This is a genomic window from Bacillus sp. CHD6a (assembly GCF_001293645.1).
Taxonomy (GTDB): domain Bacteria; phylum Bacillota; class Bacilli; order Bacillales; family Bacillaceae_I; genus Sutcliffiella_A.
In genome coordinates, this window is the sequence record NZ_LBMD01000002.1 from 53,463 (window position 1) to 79,687 (window position 26,225).

Here is a 26,225-nt window from a genome sequence, read left to right on the forward strand (position 1 = left end):
ACTTATGGCATATGTAAAACACTGGGCCGATAACGAAAAAATCAACAAGACGGAAAAAGCAAAACTGGAGAAAGATGGTCTTCGAATTCTCGATGACATCCCACATTACGCGAAAAATGGATTCGACTCGATTCCTAAGGAGCAATGGGATTTGTTCAAGTGGGCTGGGCTTTATCTGCAACGTCCGAAAGAGGATGGTTATTTTATGATGAGAGTCAATGTTCCGTCCGGGATTCTCACCAAGCCGCAAGTGGAAGCATTGGCTGGCATCGCACGGGAATATGGTCGTGGCGTTTTTGATATCACCACAAGGCAAGCAATCCAATTCCACTGGTTGGAGATTGAGCAAATCCCAGACATTTTCGACCGCCTGGAAGCTGTAGGACTTTCCAGTGCAGGAGCATGCGGCGATATCACCCGTACCATTGTCGGCAACCCAATTGCGGGCCTGGATCCTGATGAGCTTTTTGATACAACGGGGATTGTAAAAGAGGTCTATGATTTTTTCCAGAAGAATGAGGACTTCTCGAACCTGCCGCGAAAATATAAGATGTCTATCAGTGCCAATACGAAAAATGCATCGAATGCGGAAATCAACTGTGTTTCTTTTACACCGGCGACAAAAACAATTGATGGTGTCTCGAAAAGTGGCTTCCATTTGAAAGTCGGGGGCGGGCTATCCTCCAGACCGTTTCTCGCAGAAACCATTGATGTATTCGTAGAACCGGAAAGAACGCTTGAAATTGCGATTGCGGTAACCACCATATTCCGTGATTTTGGCTATCGGGAGAAGCGCCATCTTGCACGCTTGAAGTTTTTAGTAGCCGATTGGGGGCCGGAAAAGTTCAAGGAGAAGCTGCTAGAGTACACAGGGCCGCTACCTTCCAAAGGAGAAGAGCCAAAAGAAGAATGGAATGCTGGTTACTTTTACGGGATTCATGATCAAAAGCAGGCGGGCTTAAAGTTTCTTGGATTCAACGTGCCGGTCGGACGCTTGGATGCGGAAGAAGTTTTCGAGCTTACGAGAATTTCAGGAAAGTACGGAAATGGGGAAATTAGAACCTGTAACTCCCAGAATCTCATCATTCCGAACATCCCGGCTGAAAATGTGGAGGCGCTGTTAAAAGAGCCGATATTCAAACGCATTTCTATCAACCCGAACTCCTTTCTCGGGCATGCGGTTTCCTGCACCGGTATCGAGTATTGCAACCTGGCTTTGGTGGAAACGAAGGAACGCATGCGCTTGATTGCAGAAGAACTTGATCAGCGCATCAGTTTGGATGTTCCAATACGTACGCATATGGTAGGTTGCCCGAATTCCTGCGGTCAGCGCCAAATTGCCGACATTGGCCTGCAGGGGATGAAAATGCGCAATGAGCAAAAAGAGATGGTGGAAGCCTATGAGATCTATGTTGGCGGAACGTTGAATCAAGGTGGCAAGTTCAATGAAAAGCTGAAGGGGAAAGTAGCGGCAGAGGAACTGACCGATGTCTTGGAGGAGCTATTAATCTACTTCCGCGACCAGAAGACAAAAGGGGAATCTTTCTTCGATTTTGTAGGACGTGTGGGAATTTCTACCTTGCAAGGTGTACTAGATACTATTTTAGGAAAAGAAACCGATGGCGTATCTGTATAGATTTGACGTAACCATAGAGGCCAAGGAAATTGTATCCGTCATCTTTGCTGAGAATGATGAAGCAGCTTTTGAACATCTAGATGTGGAGCTTGAGAAATTTTATTTAAAAGAGCCCCAAGTAAAAGAAGTTATTTTACGAGAGAAAAAGCGCCTTGGAAAGAAGAGTGGCTATATTTTAGATCCAGAGGAGAAAGGGTGGTAGCGCATGACCGGAAAAGTATATTTGGTGGGAGCGGGTCCCGGGGATCCAGAATTGATTACAGTGAAGGGGTTGCGCCTACTCGAGCAGGCAGATGTCATCCTCTATGACCGCCTGGTGAATCCGGAACTACTAAACTATGCCAAAAAAGAGGCGCAGCTTGTCTACTGCGGAAAGCTGCCCCATTACCATACGATGAAGCAGGAAACGATCAATCATTTTCTCGTAAAATATGCCAAAAAAGGATTGCAGGTCGTGCGTTTGAAAGGAGGCGACCCGTTTGTATTCGGACGTGGCGGCGAGGAGGCAGAGGAATGCTTCAAGCAGGATGTCCCTTTTGAAATCATACCGGGGATAACTGCTGGAATCGGAGCGGCTGCTTACGCCGGCATTCCGGTCACCCACCGGACCTTGAGCAAAAGTTTTGCGTTTGTTACCGGACACCAGGCTGGTGACAAGGAAGCGGAGCATCAGTGGGCAAATCTTGCGCATGCCGTCGATACAATCTGTGTTTACATGGGGGTTTCGCAGCTGCCCAATATTCTAAAGCGTCTGCAAGAAAATGGTAAGTCTTCTAAAACACCAATTGCACTTGTGCACTGGGGTACGCTTAATGAGCAGCGGACCGTTGTAGGGACGCTTTCCAACATCGAGCGAAAAGTAAAGGATGCCAACATCTCCAATCCGAGCATGATTGTGATTGGAGAAGTCGTGAAACTACATGATAAATTGCACTGGTTTGAAGAAGAGGTCGTGCCACATTTGCCTGTCGTGCACGGTTAGAAGGGGGCGGGTTTGATGACTAAAGCCATTTTATATGTGGGGCATGGAACACGGTCAAAAAAAGGTGCTTGGGAAGCGAAGGGATTTCTGAATCGGGTCATTGATAAAGTTGATGCACCCATCCAGGAAATCAGTTTTCTGGAACTGACCGAGCCATACATCCCGGAAGGATTTGAGCGCTGTGTGGCAAAAAGTGCGACCGAGATCACCGTGGTTCCTGTCTTTCTTTTAACAGCTGGTCATATAAAAGAGGACATTCCGGAAGCGCTGGAGCCACTTCGAGTAAAATATCCGCAGGTTCGCCTAGAAATTGCCCCTGCTTTTGGGGTGCAGGAGCGAATCGTGGAAGCGATTAGTGAATTGGTGAGGGAGACGGTTGGGAAGGTGGAAGAAACGGATTCTGTTTTGCTGGTTGGCAGGGGGAGTAGTGATCCCGCTATTCATGAGGCTTTTGCAGAGATAAAAACGGTGCTTGCTGACAGGTTAGGCGTTTCCAAAGTGAGCGTCTGTTATCTGGCTGCTACCACGCCATTGTTCACCGAGGGGATAGAGCGGATTAGTGGCGAGGCAGCTGGGAGAGTATTGGTTGTGCCGTATCTATTATTTGCAGGTCTGTTATTAAGTGAAGTAGAGCGGGAAGTCCAAAAAAGACAACGATCCGGACAGGATATTTTGTTAATTCAACAGTTGAGCCATCACAGGGTAATTGAGGATATTGTGGTGGAACGGGCTACTGCTTTAGGAAAGGAGGAGGTGGGGATTGCAACCATTAATCATTGATTTGAAGGGGAAGAAAGTAGTAATTGCAGGCGGCGGTAGGATTGCGGCCAGGAAAGCTAAGGTGCTGGACGCGGAGCAGGCAGATATCACGTTTATTGCGCCAGAATTTTCGGAGGAAGTGCGGGAGTTGTCAGCGTTGAGAGGGTATCGGCTAGTGGAGCGTGGAGCGGTGGTAGATGATTTTGCAGAGGCGTTTTTAGCAATCTTAGCGACGAACAACAGAGAGGTGAACGCTGCATTGGTTCGCTCGTTGCATGAGTCGCTGCTAGTTTGCGTGGTAGACGAGTCTGGGGAAGGGAACGTCACATTCCCGGCAACCGTCCGGCGTGGAAACCTGCAGATCGCCGTGACCTCCAACGGATCTAGTCCTAAATTGACTCGTAAGTTGAAAAGAGAGCTCGAGGAACAGTTCGACTTTTCCTGGGTTTCTTATACGGAATTTTTGGCAGAATATCGGGAGGTGGTGAAGCGGCTGCCGTTATCTTTTGAAGAAAAGGGGGAGCTGCTGTGGGAGATATTGGAGGATAGGTATCGGTTGGAGGAAGAGGCTAGGGAAAAGAAACTGGAGGAGTTGTTGCGATTGAAGGAAAGGTTGATATCATAGCAGATGGTGAAGGGACGGCCGTACTTGTCGGATTGTACGGTTGTTATTTTATTGTGGTATGGCGTAAAGACCTGTGTTCGCTGGGTAAAGAGTGGGAGAAGTCTTTATAGGCAGTCTAAAGACTTCTGTGAGAAGGAAAATGAGAGAGCCAGGTCTTTAAAGGCAGTTCTAAAACACTCTGCATGCTGGTAAACCTAAAAATAGATTCAAAATAAAGACCAATCGTCGACTCCCCCTAAATAAATTACCTACATAGGTTTAAGTATCAAAAATTACCCCATACTAATAAAATAATAGATTGACAAATTTTCCAACAAACCTATATAATCTTCTCAATATCAAACGTCGAAGAGGACTAGTAGAATGATTTTCGTCTATCCAAGAGAGGGTGCCGAGTGGTGAGAGGCAGCCATAGATGAGCATTTGAACCTGCCTCAGAGTTCTGCATCAGAAACGGTGCAGCGGTTTAAAACCGTTACCATGAAAGAGAGTAAAGCTTTGCTTTGAATGAGGGTGGTACCGCCAGGAATGGTCCCTTATTTTGAGCGGGGCTTTTTTTATTTAGCTGAAAAATGAGTTTGGCATCAACTCGGGGTGTTTTAGCACGAACTTGAGCCATTTCCGCACCAACTCACTTTATTTCCGCACGAACTTTTCAAAAAAAGGAGCAAACCAACATGTCTAATAAAAATTTCGTAGAAAAAATCACCAATATGGATGAAGATTTCGCACAGTGGTACACAGATGTTGTCACCAAAGCAGAACTTGTTGACTACTCAAGCGTCCGCGGGAGCATGATCATCCGCCCATACGGCTACGCACTTTGGGAAAATATCAAAGACGCACTCGACAAACGGATTAAAGAAACCGGTCATGAGAATGTTTACATGCCACTTTTCATACCAGAAAGTCTTCTTCAAAAAGAAAAAGATCACATCGAAGGATTCGCGCCTGAAGTAGCCTGGGTTACCCACGGAGGCGACGAAAAGCTACAAGAACGCTTAGTGGTCCGTCCAACTTCTGAAGTACTTTTCGGAGAACACTACAAAAACATTATCCATTCCTATCGCGACCTGCCAAAGCTCTACAACCAGTGGGCAAACGTCGTCCGTTGGGAAAAGACAACCAGGCCGTTTCTAAGAACACTTGAATTCCTCTGGCAAGAAGGCCACACTTGCCATGAGACAGACGAACAGGCACATGAAGAAACGGTGAAAATGCTTAACGTCTACGCAGAAATCTGTGAGAACATTCTGGCCATCCCTGTTATCAAAGGACAAAAGACGGAAAAAGAAAAATTCGCCGGAGCCAAATACACCTATACGATCGAAAGCCTGATGCATGACGGAAAAGCATTGCAATCCGCCACTTCCCATCATCTGGGGGACGGTTTTGCCAAAGCATTCGGCATACAATTCTTAAACCGTGAAGGTAAGCAAGAATATGTGCAGCAAACTTCTTGGGGCTTCACCACTCGCATCATCGGAGCCATGATTATGGTCCACGGCGATGACCGCGGTCTTGTCGTTCCTCCAAGAATTGCGCCAACGCAGGTGATGATTGTTCCAATCGCTCAGCATAAAGAAGGCGTGCTGGATTTTGCCTATGACTTAAAAGAAAAACTGGCTAAAACCATTCGCGTTGGAATGGACGCAAGCGACAAGAAGCCTGGCTGGAAGTTCAATGAGTATGAAATGAAGGGGATTCCATTAAGACTGGAAGCTGGTCCAAGGGATATTGAACAGCAACAAGTTGTCCTTGTCCGCCGTGATACTGGGGAAAAATTGATAACGCCAATGGAAGGTCTGGAAGCGAAAATCCAAGAAGTCCTGGAAGACATCCAAAAAAATCTGTTAGAAAAAGCCCGTTCCCACCGCGAAGAGAAAACTAGTGTGGCCACGACTTTCGATGACTTTAAAGAGCAAATCGAACACAAAGGCGGCTTCATTAAAGCAATGTGGTGCGGTGATCAAGCGTGTGAGGACAAGATAAAAGAGGAAACAAGCGCGACCTCCCGCTGTATGCCTTTTGAACAGGAACAAGTAGCTGAAACTTGTGTGTGTTGCGGAAAGGAAGCCAAACATATGGTATATTGGGCTAAGGCATACTAGATCGATTTTTAAGGAGAGAAAGCCATGCAACTGGAAAAATTCATCGACCGTAGAAAGACGCATTCTGTCAAATGGTTTATCGAAGATCAAGACATCATTCCACTTTGTATTGCAGATATGGATTTTCAGGTTTCAGAAGAGATTGTCCATGCCATCAGCCAAAAAGCGACGCACGGCATTTATGGCTATAGCACGTTTTGTGCAAGATACTATGACGCTGTAGAATATTGGTGGAAAACGCAGTACGACTGGGAGTTAAAGCAGGAGTGGATCTCGTTCAGTCCGGGAATCATTCCCGGGATGAACCTTTTGCTGAAGGCGTTAACGAAACCTGGTGATGCGGTAATCGTGCAGGATCCTGTCTATTACCCTTTCTTTTCTACCATTCAAACACAAGGCTGTACCATCTTGCATAATTCCCTCCTCTATTCCAAGGACGGCTATAAAATGGATTTTGAGGATTTTGAAGAAAAAGCGGCGCAGCCCAATACGAAGGTATTTATTCTTTGTAGTCCTCACAATCCGGTCGGAAGAGTTTGGACACGTGAAGAGTTACGAAAGATTGGGGAGATTTGTGAAAAGCATGGAGTGATCGTTATCTCAGACGAAATGCATGGCGACCTCACCTATCCAGGATACAAGCATATTCCGTTTGCCAAGGTACATCCGGACCATCTGGATTTTTCCATCACCTGTGCGGCACCAAGCAAAACATTTAACATTGCGGGAATGCAAAGCTCTATTTTCATTATTCCAAACAAGGATATCAAAGAGAAATACGAGACATTGTTGACTGGATTTGGATTAATGCGCCCCAACGCATTCGCCGTTGAAGGAACCATCGCCGCCTACTATAAAGGGTTGCCGTGGCTTCAAGAAGTGAAGGAATATTTGAATGCTAATTTGGAGTATGTCTGCACCTACTTGAAAGAGCATATCCCTGCCATAAAAGTAGTAAAACCGGAGGCCACTCATTTGATTTGGTTGGATTGTAGGGATCTGGGAATCGCTGCACATGAATTGCATTCCTTCTTTTTAGAAAAAGCGGGAGTTCGTCTAGATGAAGGAATGAAATTTGGCGCTGGCGGACAAGGATTTGAACGCATTAATATTGCCTGTCCACGCGAGGTGTTGACGGAAGCGCTATTAAGGATGAAAGCTGCAATAAGAGAATTGGAGACCTGCTGACGAACATCGTTAGCAGGTTTTTCTATTTAATATAGGAATATTTGGTATAATTAGAAAAAAGAGAATTAGGAGAGCAACCAATGAACTTACTGGAACACAACATATAAAACCGCATTCGCGGACCTCCAAGCCTTACTTGTCGGCAAACAACTACTAAATGTAAAAAATGGAGGGTAACTAAATGAAAACAGATCAACTTTTTCAACACTATTTAAAAGAGGCGGAAATTGATTTTTCCGGATGGGATTTTTCCCACATAACCGAAACTGGGCGCCTTGCATCTGGCATGCTGTCTTGGTCATACGGCAGCATGGCAAAAACATTGATGGCTGACGTCACTTCCATGCTAGACATGGGAACAGGAGGGGGAGAGCTGCTTTCCAAGCTGCAACCATTTCCACATACTGTCTGTGCGACGGAAGGCTACAAACCAAACGTTCCTATTGCAAAAGAAAGACTGGAGCCGCTTGGTGTAAAGGTGGTTGAAGTAGAGCCCGACAATCAGCTGCATTTTCCAGACAAGCACTTTGACCTGATTATTAACAAACACGAAGAGTACGATCCGAGCGAGGTTAGAAGAGTGCTGAGAGCAGGGGGAACTTTTTTGACTCAACAGGTCGGCTGGAGTGACTGCCAGGACATCAACCGACTCCTTGGTGCGCCGGTTAATGAAGAGTATGCGCATTGGAATCTTGAATTTGCACATAAGCAATTGGAAGATTACGGTTTTCAAGTTCTTCTCAGTAAAAAGGAATTCCCGGTGCAGCGGTTTTATGATATTGGTGCGCTTATCTACTATTTAAAGGCTATTCCTTGGCAGGTGGTGGATTTTAAAGTGGAGGATTATTTGGATCGCTTGTATGAACTTCATCTGAAAATAAAGCGGGAAGGGTATTTGGATATCAGACAGGACCGGTTTGTTTTGAAGGCGTTAAGCAAATAAACGGTATATTTTAAGAGTTGTTGAATTACGTCGTTTGGCATGTATTTCATGGTTTTTGGACAGTATTTGGTTGAAAGCGGACAGTAAATACCCAAACTTGGATTGTATTTGCCCTAGTTCCGACAGTAAATGACCCTGTTTGGACAGTAAGCGGACAACTCTTCTCACACGTCATAAAGGTGTAAAGGGGATAATTCAAAATGAAACTGAAAACCGTAGAATTAGAAACAAAATTAGCTGAAAAGGTAGATGAAACAGCCTTTTCAGGTGTTATCCATGTAGAAAACCGGACAGAAATCATCCATGCCAGTGCCCATGGCTTTTCCAATCGGGCAGAATCCATTCTCAACACTACCAAGACGAGATTCGGAATTGCCTCAGGCTGCAAACTCTTCACCGCAATAGGAATATGTCAGTTGGTAGAGAGCGGTGCCCTTTCGTTTCAAACAACATTAAGCAGCTTATTGAATGAATATTTCCCCCATTTCCATGAGGAGGTGACGGTCCACCACCTGCTGACTCACTCATCCGGTATTCCCGACTATTTTGACGAGGATGAAATGGATGATTTTGAAGAGCTTTGGGTGAAGAATCCAATGTATCATATGAGACAACTAGAAGACTTCCTTCCGTTGTTCCAAAATCAACAGATGAAATTAAACCCGGGCGAAAAATTCCACTACAATAATGCCGGTTATATAGTATTGGGTTTAATTATGGAAAAGGTAGCGGGAGTGCCTTTTACTAAATATGTAGAGGAGCACATCTTCAAGCCGGCGCGAATGGAGGATTCCGGTTACTTTTCTCTAGATTGTCTGCCTGCCAACACGGCGCTTGGGTATATCGACAAGGAAGATGGTTCCTGGAAAACCAACAGCTACTCCATCCCGATAAAAGGTGGAGCAGACGGTGGAGCGTATGTTACAGCAAGCGACATGGCGAATCTTTGGAGAGCATTAATGAATGGGAAACTAGTAAGTAAAGAAATGGTCGATATAATGACGACACCATGCATTCAAGCGGGTAATGATTACTATGGGTATGGGATTTGGATAGAGAAAGCCGAAGACACAATAGTAAAATACCATGTGATGGGCTATGACCCGGGTGTAAGCTTTGCTTCTGGTTACTACCCGGAATCAGAAACGATTGTCGTGATACCTTCCAATAAGGAAAGAGGTCCCCACAAGTTGATGTACTTGATTGAGGACCATATTTGAATAAGAAGAGAGGCATACCTGTTAATAGGGGTATGTCTTTTTTGGTTTTCCGGAAAAAATTTTTGTAAACCAAAACTATTTCTCTATCAATTCCGAATATATAAGTGTACGTACAATTCCAGTCTGGAAGTGGAAGAATTGAAAATGAACGAAAAACAGCTAAGAAAATGGATAAAGCAGGTTCAGAAGAGGGGCGATGAACAGGCAGCCAATGAGCTCATCTCGCTATTTTATCCTTCTATATATGCATATGTGTATAAGCAAACCCAACAAAAAGAACTGTCCATGGATCTAACCCAGGAGATTTTCATTCACATGCTTCAGTCCATTGGGGGATATGAAGGAAAAAAGGCCTCTTTTAAAACATGGCTATATAAAATAGCAACCTACAAAGTCATTGATTATTTTCGTTCTCGCCAATATCGGTATGATCGGAGTTCGGAATCAATGGCTGAAATGGAAGTTGTTGAAAAAGTGGATTTCACCGTTGAACTGGAGTTTAAGGAAGATGTGGAGAAGGTAGCATCCTTGATTAATGAGATGGAAGTTAGATCACAGGATATCCTGAGGTTGAAGCTTTTTGCAGAGCAGACTTTTGCAGAAATAGCAGCAACCCTAGGTTCATCTGAAGCCACGGTGAAAACGAAATATTATGCAGCAATTAGAAAAATAAAAACGAGAATGGAGGGGATGCAGTATGGAGAGAGAAAGGTTCGAAATTGATTATCCAACTGAAGTGGAAGTGAAGGGACAGATAGAGTCCATCATAAAAAAAGGACTACAAAAGAAGCAATCCTTCCCTGCATTTTTACATGAGATGTACCGTCATATAGGTTTGCGTTATGTATTCCGAGATGCTACAGAGGTATCATTTCTTACTGTAATTATGATGAGTCTCCTTGTTTTTGTTTTATATGGGTTCAATGGAAATGCCATGAACACACAACTCTACTCGTTAATTTTTACCTTATCCCCTATGTTCTATTTTGTTATTGCTAGTACCTTGTTGGTACATGCCCGCATGAAACCTGCATTTGAACTGGAAATGACTTTCAAGTATCACGTATTTCAGTTGGCCGCGTTTCGAATGTTGATCTTCAGTGTCATAGGATTAGGATTAAACATTGTGCTCATGACAGTTATCGCAGCCATGTTTACATCGATACATATTATGGAAGCTCTAATGCTTTCACTTTGTTCCTTAAGCATATTTGGCAGTATCCATTTATATTCGATGCAAAAGAGAAAAGGCAAGCTCGTCAGTTATGTTTGGTTCTCGGCATGGATTGTCGGAAATGGCACCCTAGTTATGTTTGATAACATCGCATATTCCTTATTTTTAAGTAGTGTACCGGTGTATGTCTATGCCATTCTGATAACCTTGAGCGTTTATTTTTATATAAGAAGTTTAAAAAGATTAATAACATTTCGCAATGTAGAAGGAGTTCTTTAGTATGCTGATTGTTGAAAATGTATCAAAAAAATTTGGAAAGTTTGAGGCATTAAAGAAAGTGAACCTTGAATTTAAAAATGGCGTATACGGTTTGCTTGCACCAAATGGAGCTGGTAAGACAACGCTTATTAAGATGTTGACGACATTATTATTCCCTAGCAGTGGAGCCATTCTTTACGAAGGTAAGGATATTATCAAGATGGACGAGAACTATCGTGGCCTGCTTGGCTATCTGCCACAGGAATTCGGCTATTATAAAAACTACACCCCAACCGCTTACCTTCTGTATATTGCGGCTTTAAAGGGGATGGAGAGAGGTGTAGCAAAAGCACGGATTAAAGAGCTATTAAAGCTTGTTGCGTTGGAAGAAGTGGCAGATAAAAAAATGAAAAAGTTCTCCGGAGGAATGATTCAACGGGTTGGTATTGCACAAGCAATGTTAAACGACCCTAAAATCCTAATTTTAGATGAACCGACAGCAGGGCTAGATCCAAAAGAAAGAGTAAGATTCCGAAATCTGCTCTCTGATCTTGGACGTGACCGCATCGTCATTCTTTCCACCCATATCGTTTCAGATGTAGAATCCATCGCAAATGAAATTATTATGATAAAAGATAAGAAAGTTTTACTTCAGGGAACGGTTTCAGATATTTGCAACAGGTTGAACGAGAAGGTGTACGAGACGAAAATGGAATTTAATAAGGTAGGTAATTTTCGTAAAAAACATCATTCCCTATCAGAAAAACAGGAAGATGGAAAGATGCATGTAAGATTTTTGACAGAGGAATTCGCACAACCTGAATGGCGGCAGGTGCATCCAAATCTTGAGGATGTCTTCCTTCATGTGTATCAGGATGAAACAGTGAGATGATCAAAATCTTTGAGTTTAAAAAACTAATAAGCTCTCCGATCATTTGGACGTTACTCTTGCTATTTATGGCTTTTAACGTGTTTATAATATTCCAGCATTCCTCAATGAGTGAGGATATGAAACGAATACAACCGATTATCGAAAAGTACGGTACATTGATGGACGAAGAGAACAGGAAGGCAATGAAACAAGATTACGAGGTTGAACTGGCGGAATGGAACAAGCTTATAACACGACATGGAGAAGAGCCGTTTGAAAAGGCAAGAAACATCTATTCTTCAGAACGGTTTTCTATCGCGGAATCCAACTTATTTACAATGGAGGAACTGGAAAGCATTAAACAGCTTGCAGAACTGGAGTCCTATCTAGTGTCTGCTGAGGAAATAGATCAAGAGTATAATGAAATGGACATGGAGAAAGTCGGAGAAGAGCAAATTAAGATATTCGGTTTGACAGGATTGGCTGCAGATAAAGTAACGAGGGATTACAAGGTACTGAGCGAGCGTGTAGTGAAATTAGTGGAAAATAAGGAGCACCTCCATCTCTTTTTTTCAGGAAAAGACTATACCACACATACAATACTATTCCAAGAGCTGTTCCTTCCAATTTCTTTTCAGCTAACTATTCTTACGGTGCTAATCACGGCATTTATTGTGAATTATGAGTTTGAACAGCAGACAGCCCTTATTATGTATTCCGCCAAACGTGGGAGAAAGCTGATTTGGGACAAATTAATCGTCGCATTAGGAATGACCTTCCTCACTTTTACTCTCCTAATGACCGTTACCCTAGGAATCTACTTTTGGGTATTTGATTATAGCGGTCTTTGGAATGTTCAAATTAGTTCAGGATTTTTAACTGAAAACAATAATGTTCCATTTATCAGCTGGGGGAAAATTACGTTTGTGAAATTCTTGGCAATTGCTAGCAGTCTGTTATTAATCCTACAAATCCTATTTTGTCTTCTTGGGTTCTGTCTGTCCGTTTGGATCAAGAATACATACATGGCCTTCACTGTTTTTGCCATCATTTTTGGCGTCGGCCTTATGTTGCCAAACATGATGCCAAGGGACGGGATGGTAATTTTTTATACCCATTATACGCCTTTTATTTTGTTGATGGGCTTGAAAAAAACGTTCATGGCAAGTAGTCCATTTACCATGACACCCTACTTTGAAGTAGTCACGTTAATTTTGTGGTTTTCATGCCTTTGTTTTCTGGCATGGTTATGCATAAGGCAGTTTAAGCATCAGAATATATAGATGGGAAGCGACATGATGAGAATATTTTTAGAAGAATGGAAGAAGCTCTTTACTTGGAAGTTTGCCATTTTGCTGGTGCTTGTAAGTTTGGTTTTCTATCAATTGTTCATCGTTTTTGAGTTTAAATACTTTCCAAACGGAAGACCAACATTGGATACTTTTATGGTGACACAGGAAATGTTGGAGAACTATGGGGAAGGAATGGACGAAAAGGAATTTCTAGACTTTCAACAACAGTTCGAAGACAGGAAGGCACTACTTCATAATTATCTAGAAGAAGATGAAAAGGCGGTTGAGTCTGACTTAACGACTTATGAAGCACTCTACCGTTCTGAGGTTGACAACGAAGTAGCACAGGATTTAAGAGAAAAAGTGGGAGTGGAGAAGGAAGATTTGATTTATGACATCCAAGCAAGGGAGTCCATTATCTCTTCTTATGAGGACCGAAAAGAGATGGGAATCTCTTATTTGGAAACTAGCTCAAATCCCGCATTACTAGAAAGAATAGAGCAACTGCGTGAAAATGGATCGGCTGAAAATATTTTTTCTTACATCGTCTTTGAAAATTATGATTTCTTAATTAAAGATGTTGCCATTCTCTCCTTTTTTAGTATTATGCTATTCATTATGCCACTCTACTTAAAGGATAGAAAAAACAAAGTGATTCACCTGCAGTATGCAACCAAAAAAGGGCGAATGCTATTTCGTACTAAACTTGCGGCAGCGGTAACTGGAGGTATCTTGGTCATAACAGCACAACTTATCCTATTTTTCAGTTTTTACGCAGCAAATGACACTCACATGTTTTTGTCACAAAACATCAACTCATTTATCAATTTTGTTATGTTATCTTGGTTTGACCTGACATTCTTGCAATACATTATTTTGACGGTGGCCGCTATCTATATACTAGGAATAGCTTTAATAGTAGTTTGCGCTTGGATCTCAAACATCTCTCCTAATTATATGACAAGTGTCGGGGTGCATGTCCCGCTAGCTTTTGTATTTTTTGGTGTAGGTACCACTTATCTAGTGAGGCATGTGACAACCCTTGAGTTGCCAAAGTACACATTTTTAATAGGGCTGGCAGTGGTGCTGCTCATGAGCTCATTAGTAGTCTTTTGGAGTGTTAAACGTGAGAAAAGGAAAGATATTTTAGTATGAGTTAATGTATAGCGTATATTTTGAATGGGAGTGGAAGGCTAGTGTTTTGGTAGCCTTCCTTTAGTTTATGTCGAAGTTTGTTGAATTGCCTTTATCCAGTCCAAAGTGGCTAATAAAATGAAAAAGTGGCTAATAAATTTGAAAGTTGGCTAATAAATCTTCAAATTGGACAATAAGTTTCGTGAGTAAAATAGAAGCTTAGTAATCTTCGCGATCCTCAAAAAAGAAACCACCCAAACTCTCCGCTGTAGAATCAAAATCCGCCACCCTTCACAAACTCTTAACCAAAACCACACTCACCCAATGTATCTTTTTACGTTTTAATTCCCTTTAATAGGGTAAAGAATAGTATTTTCCACTCAAACACCCAAAAGGAGGAACGACCTACATGACAAAAGCAATTTTCTTAAACTGTTCTCTCAAATCTTCCAGCGAAGAATCTAATACGGAAGCACTGATGAAAGAGGTCATCACTCATTTCAACAACGAAAACGTAGAGTCCGAAATTGTGAGGATAGCAGATTACAATATAAAATTCGGCGTTAGTGAGGACGAAGGATATGGCGATGAATGGCCGGAAGTGTTCAACAAGGTATTGCGGGCGGACATTGTCATCATCGGTACGCCGTTGTGGCTTGGTGAGAAGAGTAGTGTCGCAACGATGGTGATGGAGCGGCTTTATGGCGGAAGTGGACTAACGAATGATAAAGGGCAATATATTTACTATAACAAAGTGGGAGGTGTGGTCATAACAGGTAACGAAGATGGCGCGAAACATGCGGCAGCGTCCATACTTTACGGGCTATCGCATATTGGCTTTACAATCCCGCCAAATGTAGATACATACTGGGTTGGCGAAGCAGGTCCAGGGTCATCGTATATCGAAGCGGAGGGACATAAGAACGATTTCACCATGGAGCACGCCAAAATTATGGCCTATAACCTGGTGCATTTTTCGAAAATGCTTCAAAACAATCCCATCCCTGCAGAGGGAAATGTAGTGGAACAAAGCTAGAATCCAATAAAAGGAGCTGTATCCATTCATGGAAACACAAACGATAAAATCATTATCCCAACGATTTATGAATGTGCGTGACCTCACCATGAAGCTTGTTCAACCACTAGAAACAGAAGATTTCATTATTCAATCTCACCCGGATGTCAGTCCACCAAAATGGCATCTGGCCCATACCACCTGGTTCTTTGAGCGCTTTGTCCTGAAAGAGTACTTCGAGAACTACCGAGAATTCCATCCGACATACGATTTTCTTTTTAATTCCTATTACGAGACGGTTGGGCCGTTCCAGCCAAGGCATCAACGCGGAGTACTCTCAAGACCAAGCATCCAAGACATTTTCCAATTCCGGAGTTATGTTGATAATTATATCGTGGATCTGCTCGAGCAACAGGAGGAGACTAAGTCTGAACAGACGGACAAAATTCACAGTCTCATAGAAATTGGCATGCAGCATGAACAACAGCATCAAGAGCTGATCTTAATGGATGTAAAATACAACTTTTTTGTTAACCCGTTGCACCCAGTCTATAAAGAATTCCAATCTAGTACATCATCTGAAAAAAGAGAAGCGGCCTTCCACACTTATGATGGCGGCCTCGTTGAAATCGGCCATAACGGCGATGGCTTTGCTTTTGACAATGAAAGCCCGAATCATAAAGTTTGGTTGGAGCCGTTTAAACTCTCTGATCAGCCTGTCACAAATGGAGAGTATTTGGAATTCATTGAAGCAGGCGGTTATCAGAAGCCTTATTACTGGCTGTCGGACGGCTGGAATACAGTAAAAAAGAATGACTGGCAGGCTCCTCTTTACTGGAGTAAGGAAGATGGCGAGTGGTTGATCTTTACGCTTGCAGGCAAAAAGAAACTCAATCTACATGAACCAGTTGTCCATGTCAGCTTCTATGAGGCGGATGCCTTCAGCAGATGGAAAGGCAAGCGTCTCCCTACAGAAGCAGAATGGGAGCATGCAGCAAGGGATCTGGAGATAAAAGGAAACACGATGGAAACGGGCAACTACCATCCTGGATCATCCAATCAATCAGCAGGTTCCAGAATGTTTGGCGATGTGTGGGAATGGACAGCAAGCGCCTACTCCCCATATCCGGGAAGCAAGCCGCTTGAAGGGGCACTTGGAGAATATAATGCTAAATTCATGTGCAACCAGATGGTGCTGCGCGGTGGATCCTGTGCCACCCCACAAGACCATATCCGAAACACCTACCGCAACTTCTTTCCAGCGGACAAACGCTGGCAGTTTAGCGGATTCCGATTGGCGGAGGATGCACTATGAGATTATTAGAAAATAATATTCAAAGCTATGATTTTTATATAGAAAAAGAAAACATGGGCGAGGAAATTATCAAGGGGCTTTCTGCTCCAGTCAAAACTATTTCCTCTAAATATTTGTATGATCATCGGGGTTCCGAGTTATTTGAGATGATAACGGAGCTAGAGGAGTATTACCCCACTCGGACGGAAATGAAGATTTTCACCAATAGTATAGATGAAATCACGTTGGCTGTTGGCGATGTTCATACGCTTATAGAATATGGCAGTGGAAGCAGCAATAAAATTAAGGCATTGCTTCATAATTTTAAAAGCCTCAAGGAATACGTGCCAATTGATATATCGCGTGACTTTCTCTTTCAATCTAGTTTGGAACTCGCGATGCAATTCCCTCATATCACCATAAAGGCGGTTTGTGGGGACTATACGGGTCCACTGACCTTACCGTTGGAAGCGAAAGGCAAGAAGGTAATCTTTTTCCCGGGGTCAACCATCGGAAACTTTGAGCCGGTGGAGGTCCGGAATTTCCTACTGAAGTCCGCGAAGCTTTTGGATAAAGGAGATGGCTTCCTCATTGGTGTTGATATGAAAAAGGATATCGAAACATTGGAAAAAGCTTATGATGATACGAAAGGAATTACGGCTGCATTCAACCTTAACCTTCTGACCAGAATGAATAGGGAGCTAGGGGCAGATTTTAAGGAGGAGCAGTTTGAACATCTTGCTTACTATAACGAGGAAAAAGGACGCATTGAAATGCATCTTGAAAGTCAGTGCGATCAGAGAGTGAACATCGGAGACCATGAATTCTCCTTCCGGGAAGGGGAAACCATTCATACGGAAAACTCCTACAAATATTCCATTGACCAGTTCCAGAAGCTGGCAATGGAGTGCGGGTTCAAGCCAAGCAAGGTATGGACGGATAATGAAGAGAAATTTAGTGTGCATTATTTGAAAAAATAAAAAATGAAAAGGGTATTCGCACAACTTGTGTGAATACCCTTTTTTGCTCTTACGCCAGCTTAGAAAATATGATATTTTTTTACTATTCAACCTTTTCAGAGAGCAAGGAACTATTATATAAAGGAGTTCTTTCATTATGAAGACTGTACAGACAAAGAGATTAACCTTACGCCTATTAAAACTCCAAGATGCCAACCGTGTCGAGGAACTGGCAAGTGACTATGAACTTGCAAAAACAACACTAAACGTACCGCATCCTTATCCAGTTGGATCTGCGGAGGATTTCATTCAAAGCATGTGGGCAGCAGAGGAAAAGGGGCTAGTCGTCTTCGCAATCGTGGAAAAAGAGAGTGACAGTCTAATAGGCATCATTAATATCAAGCAGACGCTCGCTTACCATCGGGGCGAACTTGGATACTGGATAGGCCGTCCTTACTGGGGGAAAGGCTACGGGACCGAGGCGGCACGTGCTATGGTGAAGTACGGATTTGATGTACTGGGCCTGAACAAGGTATTCGCAGGTGCTTTTACTGATAATCCAGGTTCCTGGCGCATCATGGAAAAAGTAGGCATGAAGCACGAAGGAACCTGGCGCCAACATGCTATGCGGGACGGGAGGTTTGTGGACCTTGCTTATTATGGGGTGTTGCGGGAGGAGTTTGAGAGGGAAGGGTTTTGATTTTAAAGTGGGATGATGTACTTTTCACTTTGTTTTTAATATAAAAAGGATAAAACATCCAAAGAGTCGAAAAGTGTAGGATGCGTATTTTGAAAGAAAAGGTGATAGAGATGTACAGAATTCCGGAAAGCGTACAAAAAGTTTTAGACCTTTTTATAGATCAGTGCAATAAAGAGTTACCAGGATTGTTAGATGGATTGTACCTTCATGGATCTATTGCGATAGATGCGTATCTAGAAGGACAAAGTGACATTGATTTTGTTGCATTGACCAGCCGGAAGCTGACAAATGACGATGCAGCTATTTTAAAAGAGATTCATTGCAATCTTGCAGAAGCATGCAAAAAGCCGCAAGTAGATGGCATTTACGTGCAATTGTCCATCCATGATGAAGAAAGCTATTGCTATAACGAAGGAACATTTGAAAAAGCGACTCACAATAACCCCTTTACCTGGTGGCTTCTCAAGAACAATGGGAGAACAATCTTCGGGCCAAATGCCAAAGACCTCCCCATTCACGTAACAACAGAAGAACTCACAGTCTATGTACGAAAAAACATGAACGACTACTGGGTGACAAGAGTAATGGACATGGAAAAGATAAAAGAACAGTTAATGTCTTACCCAGTTGAGGTAATCGAAACCGAAATGGAATGGACCGTGCTGGGGCTGCTGCGGCAATATTACACATTGAGCGAGCATAGTATCATTTCTAAGTTAGCTGCTGGGGAATACGGACTGTGTAAACTTGATCCAAAATGGCATGGCCTCATAAAAGAGGCAATTAATAGTAGAAAAGGCAATCCAGAAAGAATCTTTGCTACAAATGAAGAAAGAGTGAATGCCACCATCCATTTTGCTAAAGAGCTAATTCATTCTTGTAAGGAAAAAAGAGCGGTTTCCCTAGAAGGTTATCGACCAGAACATTTGGAAGAACTAATAAACTATGAGCTTACTGAATGCCAGTTAACATTCACGTCACATCCAAAAGACGCGCTATTAGTTTGTGAAACAGATAAGGGAAGGCATCCTGTAGTTATTTCAGAAAAAGGGCAGACTGCAGGTTTTTTCGTTCTTTATCAGGGGGAGGAACTTACAAACTATACCGACAATCCGAATTCCATTCTATTACGGGCTTATTCGGTTGCTGTTCCTTTTCAAGGAAAGGGTATTGCAGGTAAATCACTAGAGTTGCTGCCTGGATATGTGGAACGGAATTTCCCTCATGTGGATGAGGTGGTTTTGGCGGTGAATCTGAGAAATGAAGCAGCACAACGGGTCTACTTGAGATCGGGATTCAGAGACAGTGGAAGAAAAGTGCTGGGGCGGATGGGAGAGCAGTATGTGTATGAACTGAAACTGAAAGAGGAAATAAAAGTATGAAGCATGCCCTGGTAGTTGGTGGAACAGGGATGCTTTCAGAGGTATGCACCTGGTTAGTGAATCAGAATTATCATGTGTCTGTAATTGGACGGAATCGTGAAAAAATGGACCATCTTGTAAAGAAAACAGACAAGAATACCATTATACCTCTACTGGTGGATTATAAAAATGTTGAAGAATTAGACATGCTCCTCAGACAAGCAATCCTGGAAAATGGGACGTTCTCATTGGTGGTTGCGTGGGTTCATGCTGGTGGAGAGCAAGGGTTAGAAAGGATAATTGAACGGGTGTCAGAAAAAAGTGGACCTTGGGAGCTGTATCACGTTCTTGGAAGTCGGGCAAAATTGTCGGATGTGAAAAGGAACCTCCCAATTCCAAGGAATTGCAGCTACCATCAAGTTCACCTCGGCTTCAAGGTAGAAATGAACCGAGGAAGATGGTTGAAAAACCATGAGATTGCTGAGGGAGTGAGGGAAGCTATTCAACGTAAAGCACCAGTTTCCCTTGTCGGGGTGTTGAACCCTGAGAATATGCGACCATAAAGGAGAGTACACATGACCTATCAAACAGCTCTAGACCATTACATTAAAGCAACCAATACCCACAACTTCGATAAGGTGGAAAAATTGCTTCACCATAATGTAGTCTATTGGTTCACCAATAAAACCTGCACAACCATGGAAGAAATCCGTGCCTTTTTTGAAAACGCTTGGGACACCATCAAAGAGGAAGTTTACTCGGCAAAGGATGTGCAGTGGATTGCGGTGGATGAGCGCACTGCTACTTGCCTCTATACCTTTCATTATGAAGGGTACATGAATGGGGAGATCATTTCGGGCAGCGGACGAGCGACCAATGTTTTTGTTAAAGAAAAGGAAGAATGGAAGTTGATTCATGAGCATTTGAGCCGATGAATAAGAAAACATACAAATCTTTTAGGAGGAACACAACCATGTTCATACATAAAATTGACGAGGAACTATCTCTGAAACTAGCAGAGGAAAAAGATGCAGAACGACTATTTGAGCTAACTGACAATTCAAGGGAGTACCTGCGCGAGTGGTTGCCATGGCTTGATTTCACCAAGAAGGTGGAGGACTCCAAGAATTTTATAAAAGGAACGAGACAAGGCTATGCGGAAAATAAATCGATGACCACGATGATTCTTTACAAAGGGGAGATTGTTGGTGCGGCAAGCTACAACACCCTTGACTGGACGAACAAAGTGGCATATATCGGATACTGGTTAGACAAGGATTATCAAGGAAACGGCATTATGACAAGGGTTGCTGGAGCGTTGACGGACTATGCCATTACGGAACTTGGAATGAACCGTGTGGATATTCGGGCGGCGGTGGAAAATGTGAAAAGCAGGTCTATTCCAGAAAGACTTGGTTTTACGTTGGAAGGAAAGATCCGTCAAGCGGAATGGCTGTATGATCATTATGTCGACCACGCGGTGTATGGGATGCTTGCGGAAGAGTGGAAAAAACGAAAAGCTGGGAATGAAAGCTGAAGCGGAAAGCTTGGAAGGAGTATGGAGAATAAGGAGCTAATGGGGGAGAAAAATATGGCTTTTCATATTTGGGAAGGTGCAGCGGTACGTTTGCGACCGATTCAGCCTTCTGATTGGGAGAAATTCCATCAGGACGGAATGGATTCCGAGATTGCCAGATTAAATGATGCCATCTATGGGCCAAGGACGGAAGATGGCACCAAGAAATGGACAGAGCGAGAATCGGAAAAAGGTTGGGATGGCCATAACTTTAGGCTTGCCATTCAGAATTCAAACGGAGAGCTTGTAGGTAGTATCAGCACAAATAATACCGACCCTCAAAATGGCACGTTCAACTACGGCGTCAGTATTTTCCGTGAACACTGGAAGAAGGGGTATGCGAGTGATGCCATTAGGATTGTTCTCCGTTACTTTTTTGGCGAACTAAGGTATCAGAAGGTCAATGCCCATGTATATGCTTTTAACGAGGGTTCCATTCAGCTGCATGAACGTCTCGGTTTTGTAGAGGAGGGACGACTGCGGAATATGGTGTACACGAACGGAACATACCATGATGTATTGTTGTTCGGTATGACTCACGAAGAATTTATGGAAAGGAGCGGTTTGCTTGAGTGCACTTTTCAAAAGGATTGATACCGTATTTTTAGAAGTTACGGACATGGCTAAGTCCGTCAACTGGTACACAGAGGTACTCGGCTTTACTGTTAGATGGCATGACGAAGAAAACGGATATGCCGCAATTGAGATGGGGGAAACACCTCTGACACTTGTGCGAGCGGAAAGTGTGACACCAGGATCCCATTGTTTATTGAACTTCTATTCTTCTGACATTCATGCTGCACATGAGAAACTTAAGGAGAGCGGAGTATTGGTAGAGGATGTTATAGATTACGGGACTGTTTTGTCGTTCGAGTTTAAGGATCTGGACGGGCATATTCTTGGGGTATGTTATTTTGAGGAGGAGTCGGTGACTAGGGAGGACTCTTAAGTAACAGAGTGAGAGGGATGAAATCGTAAAGATGGATATATCATTTTTACAATGGATATCTGGCCACTAACAATGGATAAATCATTTTTACGATGGATATAGTGACTTTTACAATGGATAAAAGGATTTTACAATGGATATCCGCATTTTCACGATCCACTCAATCGGTGCGTGACCGCTCCCTAAAAACCAAACCTAGTTACCCAAAACCACATTCAAAAAGAAATATTGCACATAAAAAAAGAAGCCTTTCCACATACCCGAAAGGCTTCTTGCTCATTGTGATCTCTTAATCAAAAACTCGACTCTATCCTCATAACCATCATCAAGCGATGACAGCTTGGGAATCGCTATTCCGTCAAGGAACTTCTTTCCTCTGTAAAAGATGTAGTAATCCTTGGTTTCTATCATTTTCGAATGGTTGGCAAAGTGGAACTTTGTATCCCCCGCAAGGAAGAAATCATTCCCCTCCTGATAACGCACTACCATTTCCTCTTCACATACGCGCTTCCTGAGCAAAATGACTCCAGCAAAAAAAGTGATGACTTTTATGAGAAGGAACGCAACTGCCAACGGAACCAGAAAGGCCATAATGGCGGACATGACAAATATTCCAGTAGGGATTTTACCGTACATCAACAGCAAATCCAAAAAGGAATAAATGCTGAATATTATAGCCCCTAAATAAAAGAGGGTTCTCCCGTATCGCCAAGGTTTAAAATTGTCAAAAAGTGTGGATAAAGCGTGTCTTGTAATTTCGTATTTGAATTCTATGTGGCGCATGGTAGGTTCCTCCGTTTTCTTCGTAATTATTATCCTACCACTGAATAGAGAAAGGGAAACATTATGAAGATAGTTTTATACAGCAGCTAATCCTACCCGGATCAGCTATGCCCAACCGCCTTCTCCTCAAACTTTCCCCAATTCGTTACCTTCTCCAAGACTATTGAAAGCAGCACGCCCATAATTAACCCATTCGCCAGGAACGGTTGCAAGAGCACTGGCAACGGACCGAACACAGCTGGAGAAGTATTCATCAAGCACACTCCTAATAACACAGGTGCTGCCAAACGAAATATTGTATCTGAATTGAAAGCAGCGCCTCGCAAACTGTTATAAGCGGTCCCGAACAGCTGGAGGTATGCGACAAACAGCACTGCATTCCCCACCGTCATTGGCATCGTCACTAAGAATGACGTTAACGGTGGTACCAATCCAATGGCTGCTAGCAAGAGCCCGCCTATGAAAAACGGCTTTCGGTCTAATATTCTTGTACTCTGTAAAAATCCAATCGTCGACGTGAACGGCGTGTATGGGACAAGCCCAAACAGGGACGCAATCACTGAAAATAAACCGGTAAAGAAGAAAGAATTCCTAAATTGTCCAGGCTTTGGGGTCTCTCCATACAGTTCTGCTGCAGCCTGGACGGAGGCAATCGTGTTACTCATATTCATTACTCCGGCGAAGAATGCGACCGCAATAATACCGTATTCAAGGTTCGGGGCACCAAGCGGAAACAGATCAAACGCAAAGGCCGCAGCTGGCGCCTCCTGACCACCACCTGGGAACAACAGGACATACAAAATCCATCCAACAACAATTCCAATGAGAATCGAAAAATTCCCGATTACTCTTGGGGCCTTAATTTTCAACATACTTACGAAAATAATAAGAACAACAGAAAGGATGCTGACAGGCACATTCATCACACCATCCTCTGTCACACCAAGCATCCCTTGAAAAAATACCATCATTAATTGGAAGGTTAATAGGAACAGGTACACCGTCATGACCATCGGTGTGAAAATCCTAGGCAAGACAGATGTCCATCCAAAGACTGCAAGCAGCATCGTAAAGCCACCTGCAAGCAAAAGTCCTGTCGCTACACCCCCACCAATTTCCGTGAAACTCATGCCTAACGAGGAAGCGGTGAGTCCCAGATTCAACATCACACCCCACAACAAACCAGAATGTCCTTCGAGCAGTGGGTAGCGGTGTCCCAGCCAGCCTTGGAAGATGCATGCCAGCCCAGTGAATAGCAGGGAGGCGCTAAGCATCATTCGGCTAACTTCCGGTGACACATCAAAAGCGGCCCCGACCGAGAGCGGGACCACCACCGTATTGGCGAAAATGAAAAAGAGCCATTGTAGGGAAGAAAACATGGTAAAAGATGAGATTAATTTATTCATAGAAGTTCCTTTCTTAGTTGCATTTGTTGTTCAGCGTGAGCATAAAAATGTTTCTTCACATGGACTCTAGTCCCTTCTGATGTTGATGTTGCATCTATAAGTAAAACAAGGATCACTATTAAGTTAAGTATTATAAGAATCAGAATTGCCCTCATTCTATTCTCCTGCCTCTCTCCAAATATATGGTATCATATGTAAAACCATATGTATGATATCTGTTTTGTTGTGAAATCATATGAAAAACATATAGGAGTGATTCTAGATGGATATTCGGCAATTGCGCTATTTTACCGTCATTGCAGAAGAGAGAAATATTTCACAAGCAGCTCGGAAATTACATATGTCCCAGCCTCCATTAAGTCAACAATTAAAGTTGATGGAAGAGGAAGTGGGAGTAGGACTTGTGCTTCGGGAAGGAAAGAAGCTCCGGCTGACGGAAGCGGGAGAAAAGCTCTATCACCATGCTGTACAAATTACCAAAATGATGGAAGAGGGCATGGAGGAAGTGAAGGAACTGGGAGTGGGGTTAAAAGGCTCTTTGAAAATAGGGGTAAACACGCTTTCTGAAATGTCGCTATCCAAATTGCTATTTGCATTTAGTGAAAAGTATCCTATGGTAACTTATGAAATCCATCAAAATGAATCGGGACATTTATTGGAGCTCCTACGGGAACGTGCTATAGACTTGGCAGTCATTCGTTTCCCCGTTCAATCAGATGAATTTGCCCATTTTATGATCAAGAAGGAGCCTTTCTATTTTGTCAGCCGAGAAGCTCGGAGTGGTTCATTGACATTAGCAGAGATTGCTGGTCAATCGCTGGTTCTGCCAAGCACCAAGGGGCAGGGGCTGTATGATTACACGCTTCAGTCTTTTGCACAAAGAGGCTATGAACCAAATATTGTGTGTGCGAGTTCGGATTTAACCCTGCTTGCTCGTCTCGTCCAACAAGGTTTTGGAGCAACCTTGGTACCAGAAAGTGCGATGCACATCTTTTCTGATGCAAAAGTCCATTCTTATTTGGTGGAAGATGAGGATTTGTCCTCCCAATATGGAGTTGCTTGGATGAAAAAATACTATTTATCGAAGGTAGCAACCAGATTTCTGGAGATGTATAAGGAAATCACTCGAAACCCTTTGGGAAGTTGATGTATAATAGAACAAGTTATATCTTTTAATTTCTGAAAGAGAGTGAATATATATGGGTCGTAAATGGAACAACATTAAGGAAAAGAAGGCGGCAAAGGATCAGAATACGAGTAGAGTCTATTCTAAATTTGCCCTTGAAATTTATGTAGCAGCAAAGCAAGGCGAGCCAGATCCAGAATCCAACATGGCGTTAAAATTTGTGCTTGAGCGTGCGAAAACATACAACGTACCACGTAACATCATTGACCGTGCAATCGACAAAGCAAAAGGTGGCGGGGAAGAAAGCTATAACGAGCTTCGATATGAAGGCTTCGGACCAAACGGATCGATGGTAATCGTGGACACGCTGACAAACAACGTAAACCGTACAGCATCTGAAGTACGTGCAGCATTCGGAAAAAATGGCGGAAACATGGGTGTCAGTGGATCGGTTGCATACATGTTCGACGCAACAGCAGTCTTCGCCTTCGAAGGAAAAACGTCCGATGAAGTGCTGGAAGTGCTGATGGAAGCAGACCTTGACGTACGTGACATCTTGGAAGAAGAAGAAACGGTGATTGTGTATGCAGAACCAGACCAATTCCATGCCGTGCAAACAGCGTTAAAAGGAGCGGGAGTAGAAGAGTTCTCCGTGGCTGAACTAACAATGCTAGCACAAAACGAAGTGGAACTTCCAGGAGATGCACAAGAGCAGTTCGAAAAATTGATTGATGCAGTGGAAGACTGCGACGACGTGCAACGTGTGTATCATAATGTGGATTTAGGTGAATAAATTGAACTTGTGGACAGACTTCTATCTTTAGGGATGGGGGTCTGTTTTTTTGTAATATAGTAATCTCAAA

29 protein-coding genes and 1 other annotated feature are annotated in these 26,225 nt (G+C 43.1%); of the genes, 26 read left to right on the top strand and 3 right to left on the bottom strand.

Translation table 11 applies throughout. The features are described from left to right. Positions 1–4 precede the first annotated feature (4 nt). From AAV98_RS02860 to AAV98_RS02975, 24 genes are all read left to right on the top strand, one after another. Positions 5–1,636: a nitrite/sulfite reductase gene (locus AAV98_RS02860; RefSeq protein WP_060664055.1), complete on the top strand. Its 1,632-nt coding sequence runs from the start codon at positions 5–7 to the stop codon at positions 1,634–1,636. Next, positions 1,620–1,838 (top strand): DUF3906 family protein, encoded by a 219-nt coding sequence (locus AAV98_RS02865; RefSeq protein WP_060664056.1) that lies wholly within the window; start codon positions 1,620–1,622, stop codon positions 1,836–1,838. Before AAV98_RS02860 ends, AAV98_RS02865 begins: the two co-directional genes overlap by 17 nt. A gap of 3 nt (positions 1,839–1,841) precedes the next feature. Then, complete coding sequence (gene cobA / locus AAV98_RS02870; protein ID WP_060664057.1) at positions 1,842–2,618, top strand: uroporphyrinogen-III C-methyltransferase; 777 nt, start codon at positions 1,842–1,844, stop codon at positions 2,616–2,618. 15 nt (positions 2,619–2,633) lie between these two features. Further along, positions 2,634–3,398: a sirohydrochlorin chelatase gene (locus tag AAV98_RS02875; RefSeq protein ID WP_060664058.1), complete on the top strand. Its 765-nt coding sequence runs from the start codon at positions 2,634–2,636 to the stop codon at positions 3,396–3,398. After that, positions 3,379–4,002, top strand: a complete 624-nt coding sequence (locus tag AAV98_RS02880) for a precorrin-2 dehydrogenase/sirohydrochlorin ferrochelatase family protein (protein ID WP_060664059.1) — start codon at positions 3,379–3,381, stop codon at positions 4,000–4,002. The genes AAV98_RS02875 and AAV98_RS02880 overlap by 20 nt, the downstream gene beginning before the upstream one ends. 336 nt (positions 4,003–4,338) lie before the next feature. Further along, positions 4,339–4,542, top strand: a binding site (T-box leader). Between the two features lie 137 nt (positions 4,543–4,679). Beyond that, positions 4,680–6,113 (top strand): proline--tRNA ligase, encoded by a 1,434-nt coding sequence (gene proS / locus AAV98_RS02885; RefSeq protein WP_060664060.1) that lies wholly within the window; start codon positions 4,680–4,682, stop codon positions 6,111–6,113. A gap of 24 nt (positions 6,114–6,137) precedes the next feature. Continuing rightward, positions 6,138–7,301 carry a MalY/PatB family protein gene (locus AAV98_RS02890; protein WP_060664061.1) on the top strand — a complete coding sequence of 388 codons (1,164 nt, stop codon included), beginning with the start codon at positions 6,138–6,140 and terminating at the stop codon, positions 7,299–7,301. A gap of 181 nt (positions 7,302–7,482) precedes the next feature. Further along, positions 7,483–8,244, top strand: coding sequence for a class I SAM-dependent methyltransferase (locus AAV98_RS02895; protein ID WP_060664062.1), 762 nt, complete (start codon positions 7,483–7,485; stop codon positions 8,242–8,244). A gap of 200 nt (positions 8,245–8,444) precedes the next feature. After that, on the top strand, positions 8,445–9,464 hold the full coding sequence (locus AAV98_RS02900; protein WP_060664063.1) for a serine hydrolase domain-containing protein: 1,020 nt from the start codon (positions 8,445–8,447) through the stop codon (positions 9,462–9,464). 144 nt (positions 9,465–9,608) lie between these two features. Continuing rightward, positions 9,609–10,187 carry an RNA polymerase sigma factor gene (locus AAV98_RS02905; RefSeq protein ID WP_060664064.1) on the top strand — a complete coding sequence of 193 codons (579 nt, stop codon included), beginning with the start codon at positions 9,609–9,611 and terminating at the stop codon, positions 10,185–10,187. Continuing rightward, on the top strand, positions 10,162–10,917 hold the full coding sequence (locus tag AAV98_RS02910; protein WP_060664065.1) for a hypothetical protein: 756 nt from the start codon (positions 10,162–10,164) through the stop codon (positions 10,915–10,917). Before AAV98_RS02905 ends, AAV98_RS02910 begins: the two co-directional genes overlap by 26 nt. A gap of 1 nt (position 10,918) precedes the next feature. After that, positions 10,919–11,788, top strand: coding sequence for an ABC transporter ATP-binding protein (locus AAV98_RS02915; protein ID WP_060664066.1), 870 nt, complete (start codon positions 10,919–10,921; stop codon positions 11,786–11,788). 116 nt (positions 11,789–11,904) lie between these two features. Next, a complete protein-coding gene (locus tag AAV98_RS02920) occupies positions 11,905–13,050 on the top strand; it encodes a hypothetical protein (RefSeq protein ID WP_156317581.1) in 1,146 nt (381 codons plus the stop codon). A gap of 12 nt (positions 13,051–13,062) precedes the next feature. After that, positions 13,063–14,214, top strand: coding sequence for a hypothetical protein (locus AAV98_RS02925; RefSeq protein ID WP_156317583.1), 1,152 nt, complete (start codon positions 13,063–13,065; stop codon positions 14,212–14,214). A gap of 388 nt (positions 14,215–14,602) precedes the next feature. Further along, positions 14,603–15,229 (top strand): flavodoxin family protein, encoded by a 627-nt coding sequence (locus AAV98_RS02930; protein ID WP_060664069.1) that lies wholly within the window; start codon positions 14,603–14,605, stop codon positions 15,227–15,229. 28 nt (positions 15,230–15,257) lie between these two features. Then, on the top strand, positions 15,258–16,523 hold the full coding sequence (gene egtB / locus AAV98_RS02935) for an ergothioneine biosynthesis protein EgtB (RefSeq protein WP_060664070.1): 1,266 nt from the start codon (positions 15,258–15,260) through the stop codon (positions 16,521–16,523). Next, positions 16,520–17,482, top strand: a complete 963-nt coding sequence (gene egtD, locus AAV98_RS02940) for an L-histidine N(alpha)-methyltransferase (RefSeq protein ID WP_060664071.1) — start codon at positions 16,520–16,522, stop codon at positions 17,480–17,482. The genes egtB and egtD overlap by 4 nt, the downstream gene beginning before the upstream one ends. Before the next feature lie 136 nt (positions 17,483–17,618). Further along, positions 17,619–18,161 (top strand): GNAT family N-acetyltransferase, encoded by a 543-nt coding sequence (locus AAV98_RS02945; protein WP_060664072.1) that lies wholly within the window; start codon positions 17,619–17,621, stop codon positions 18,159–18,161. An 89-nt stretch (positions 18,162–18,250) separates the two neighbouring features. After that, positions 18,251–19,543: a GNAT family N-acetyltransferase gene (locus AAV98_RS02950; protein WP_060664073.1), complete on the top strand. Its 1,293-nt coding sequence runs from the start codon at positions 18,251–18,253 to the stop codon at positions 19,541–19,543. Beyond that, positions 19,540–20,085 carry a short-chain dehydrogenase gene (locus tag AAV98_RS02955; protein ID WP_060664074.1) on the top strand — a complete coding sequence of 182 codons (546 nt, stop codon included), beginning with the start codon at positions 19,540–19,542 and terminating at the stop codon, positions 20,083–20,085. The genes AAV98_RS02950 and AAV98_RS02955 overlap by 4 nt, the downstream gene beginning before the upstream one ends. A gap of 12 nt (positions 20,086–20,097) precedes the next feature. Then, on the top strand, positions 20,098–20,457 hold the full coding sequence (locus tag AAV98_RS02960) for a YybH family protein (RefSeq protein ID WP_060664075.1): 360 nt from the start codon (positions 20,098–20,100) through the stop codon (positions 20,455–20,457). 38 nt (positions 20,458–20,495) lie between these two features. Next, positions 20,496–21,059, top strand: a complete 564-nt coding sequence (locus tag AAV98_RS02965) for a GNAT family N-acetyltransferase (RefSeq protein ID WP_060664076.1) — start codon at positions 20,496–20,498, stop codon at positions 21,057–21,059. A 54-nt stretch (positions 21,060–21,113) separates the two neighbouring features. Next, the gene (locus AAV98_RS02970; RefSeq protein ID WP_060664376.1) at positions 21,114–21,692 is read left to right on the top strand and encodes a GNAT family N-acetyltransferase; all 579 of its coding nucleotides are present in this window, start codon (positions 21,114–21,116) and stop codon (positions 21,690–21,692) included. Then, a complete protein-coding gene (locus tag AAV98_RS02975; RefSeq protein ID WP_060664077.1) occupies positions 21,667–22,047 on the top strand; it encodes a VOC family protein in 381 nt (126 codons plus the stop codon). Before AAV98_RS02970 ends, AAV98_RS02975 begins: the two co-directional genes overlap by 26 nt. 276 nt (positions 22,048–22,323) lie before the next feature. On the opposite strand, the gene AAV98_RS02980 is transcribed toward AAV98_RS02975, so the two are convergent. The 3 genes from AAV98_RS02980 to AAV98_RS20135 form a co-directional block, all read right to left on the bottom strand. Further along, a complete protein-coding gene (locus AAV98_RS02980; protein WP_156317585.1) occupies positions 22,324–22,683 on the bottom strand; it encodes a hypothetical protein in 360 nt (119 codons plus the stop codon). A gap of 248 nt (positions 22,684–22,931) precedes the next feature. Then, positions 22,932–24,236, bottom strand: a complete 1,305-nt coding sequence (locus AAV98_RS02985) for a uracil/xanthine transporter (protein ID WP_060664079.1) — start codon at positions 24,234–24,236, stop codon at positions 22,932–22,934. Continuing rightward, positions 24,233–24,391: a hypothetical protein gene (locus AAV98_RS20135; RefSeq protein WP_156317586.1), complete on the bottom strand. Its 159-nt coding sequence runs from the start codon at positions 24,389–24,391 to the stop codon at positions 24,233–24,235. The genes AAV98_RS02985 and AAV98_RS20135 overlap by 4 nt, the downstream gene beginning before the upstream one ends. A gap of 107 nt (positions 24,392–24,498) precedes the next feature. On the opposite strand from AAV98_RS20135, the gene AAV98_RS02990 reads away from it, so the two are divergent. Next, positions 24,499–25,383: a LysR family transcriptional regulator gene (locus AAV98_RS02990; protein WP_060664080.1), complete on the top strand. Its 885-nt coding sequence runs from the start codon at positions 24,499–24,501 to the stop codon at positions 25,381–25,383. A gap of 52 nt (positions 25,384–25,435) precedes the next feature. Then, positions 25,436–26,155 carry a YebC/PmpR family DNA-binding transcriptional regulator gene (locus tag AAV98_RS02995; RefSeq protein ID WP_060664081.1) on the top strand — a complete coding sequence of 240 codons (720 nt, stop codon included), beginning with the start codon at positions 25,436–25,438 and terminating at the stop codon, positions 26,153–26,155. Positions 26,156–26,225: the final 70 nt, after the last annotated feature.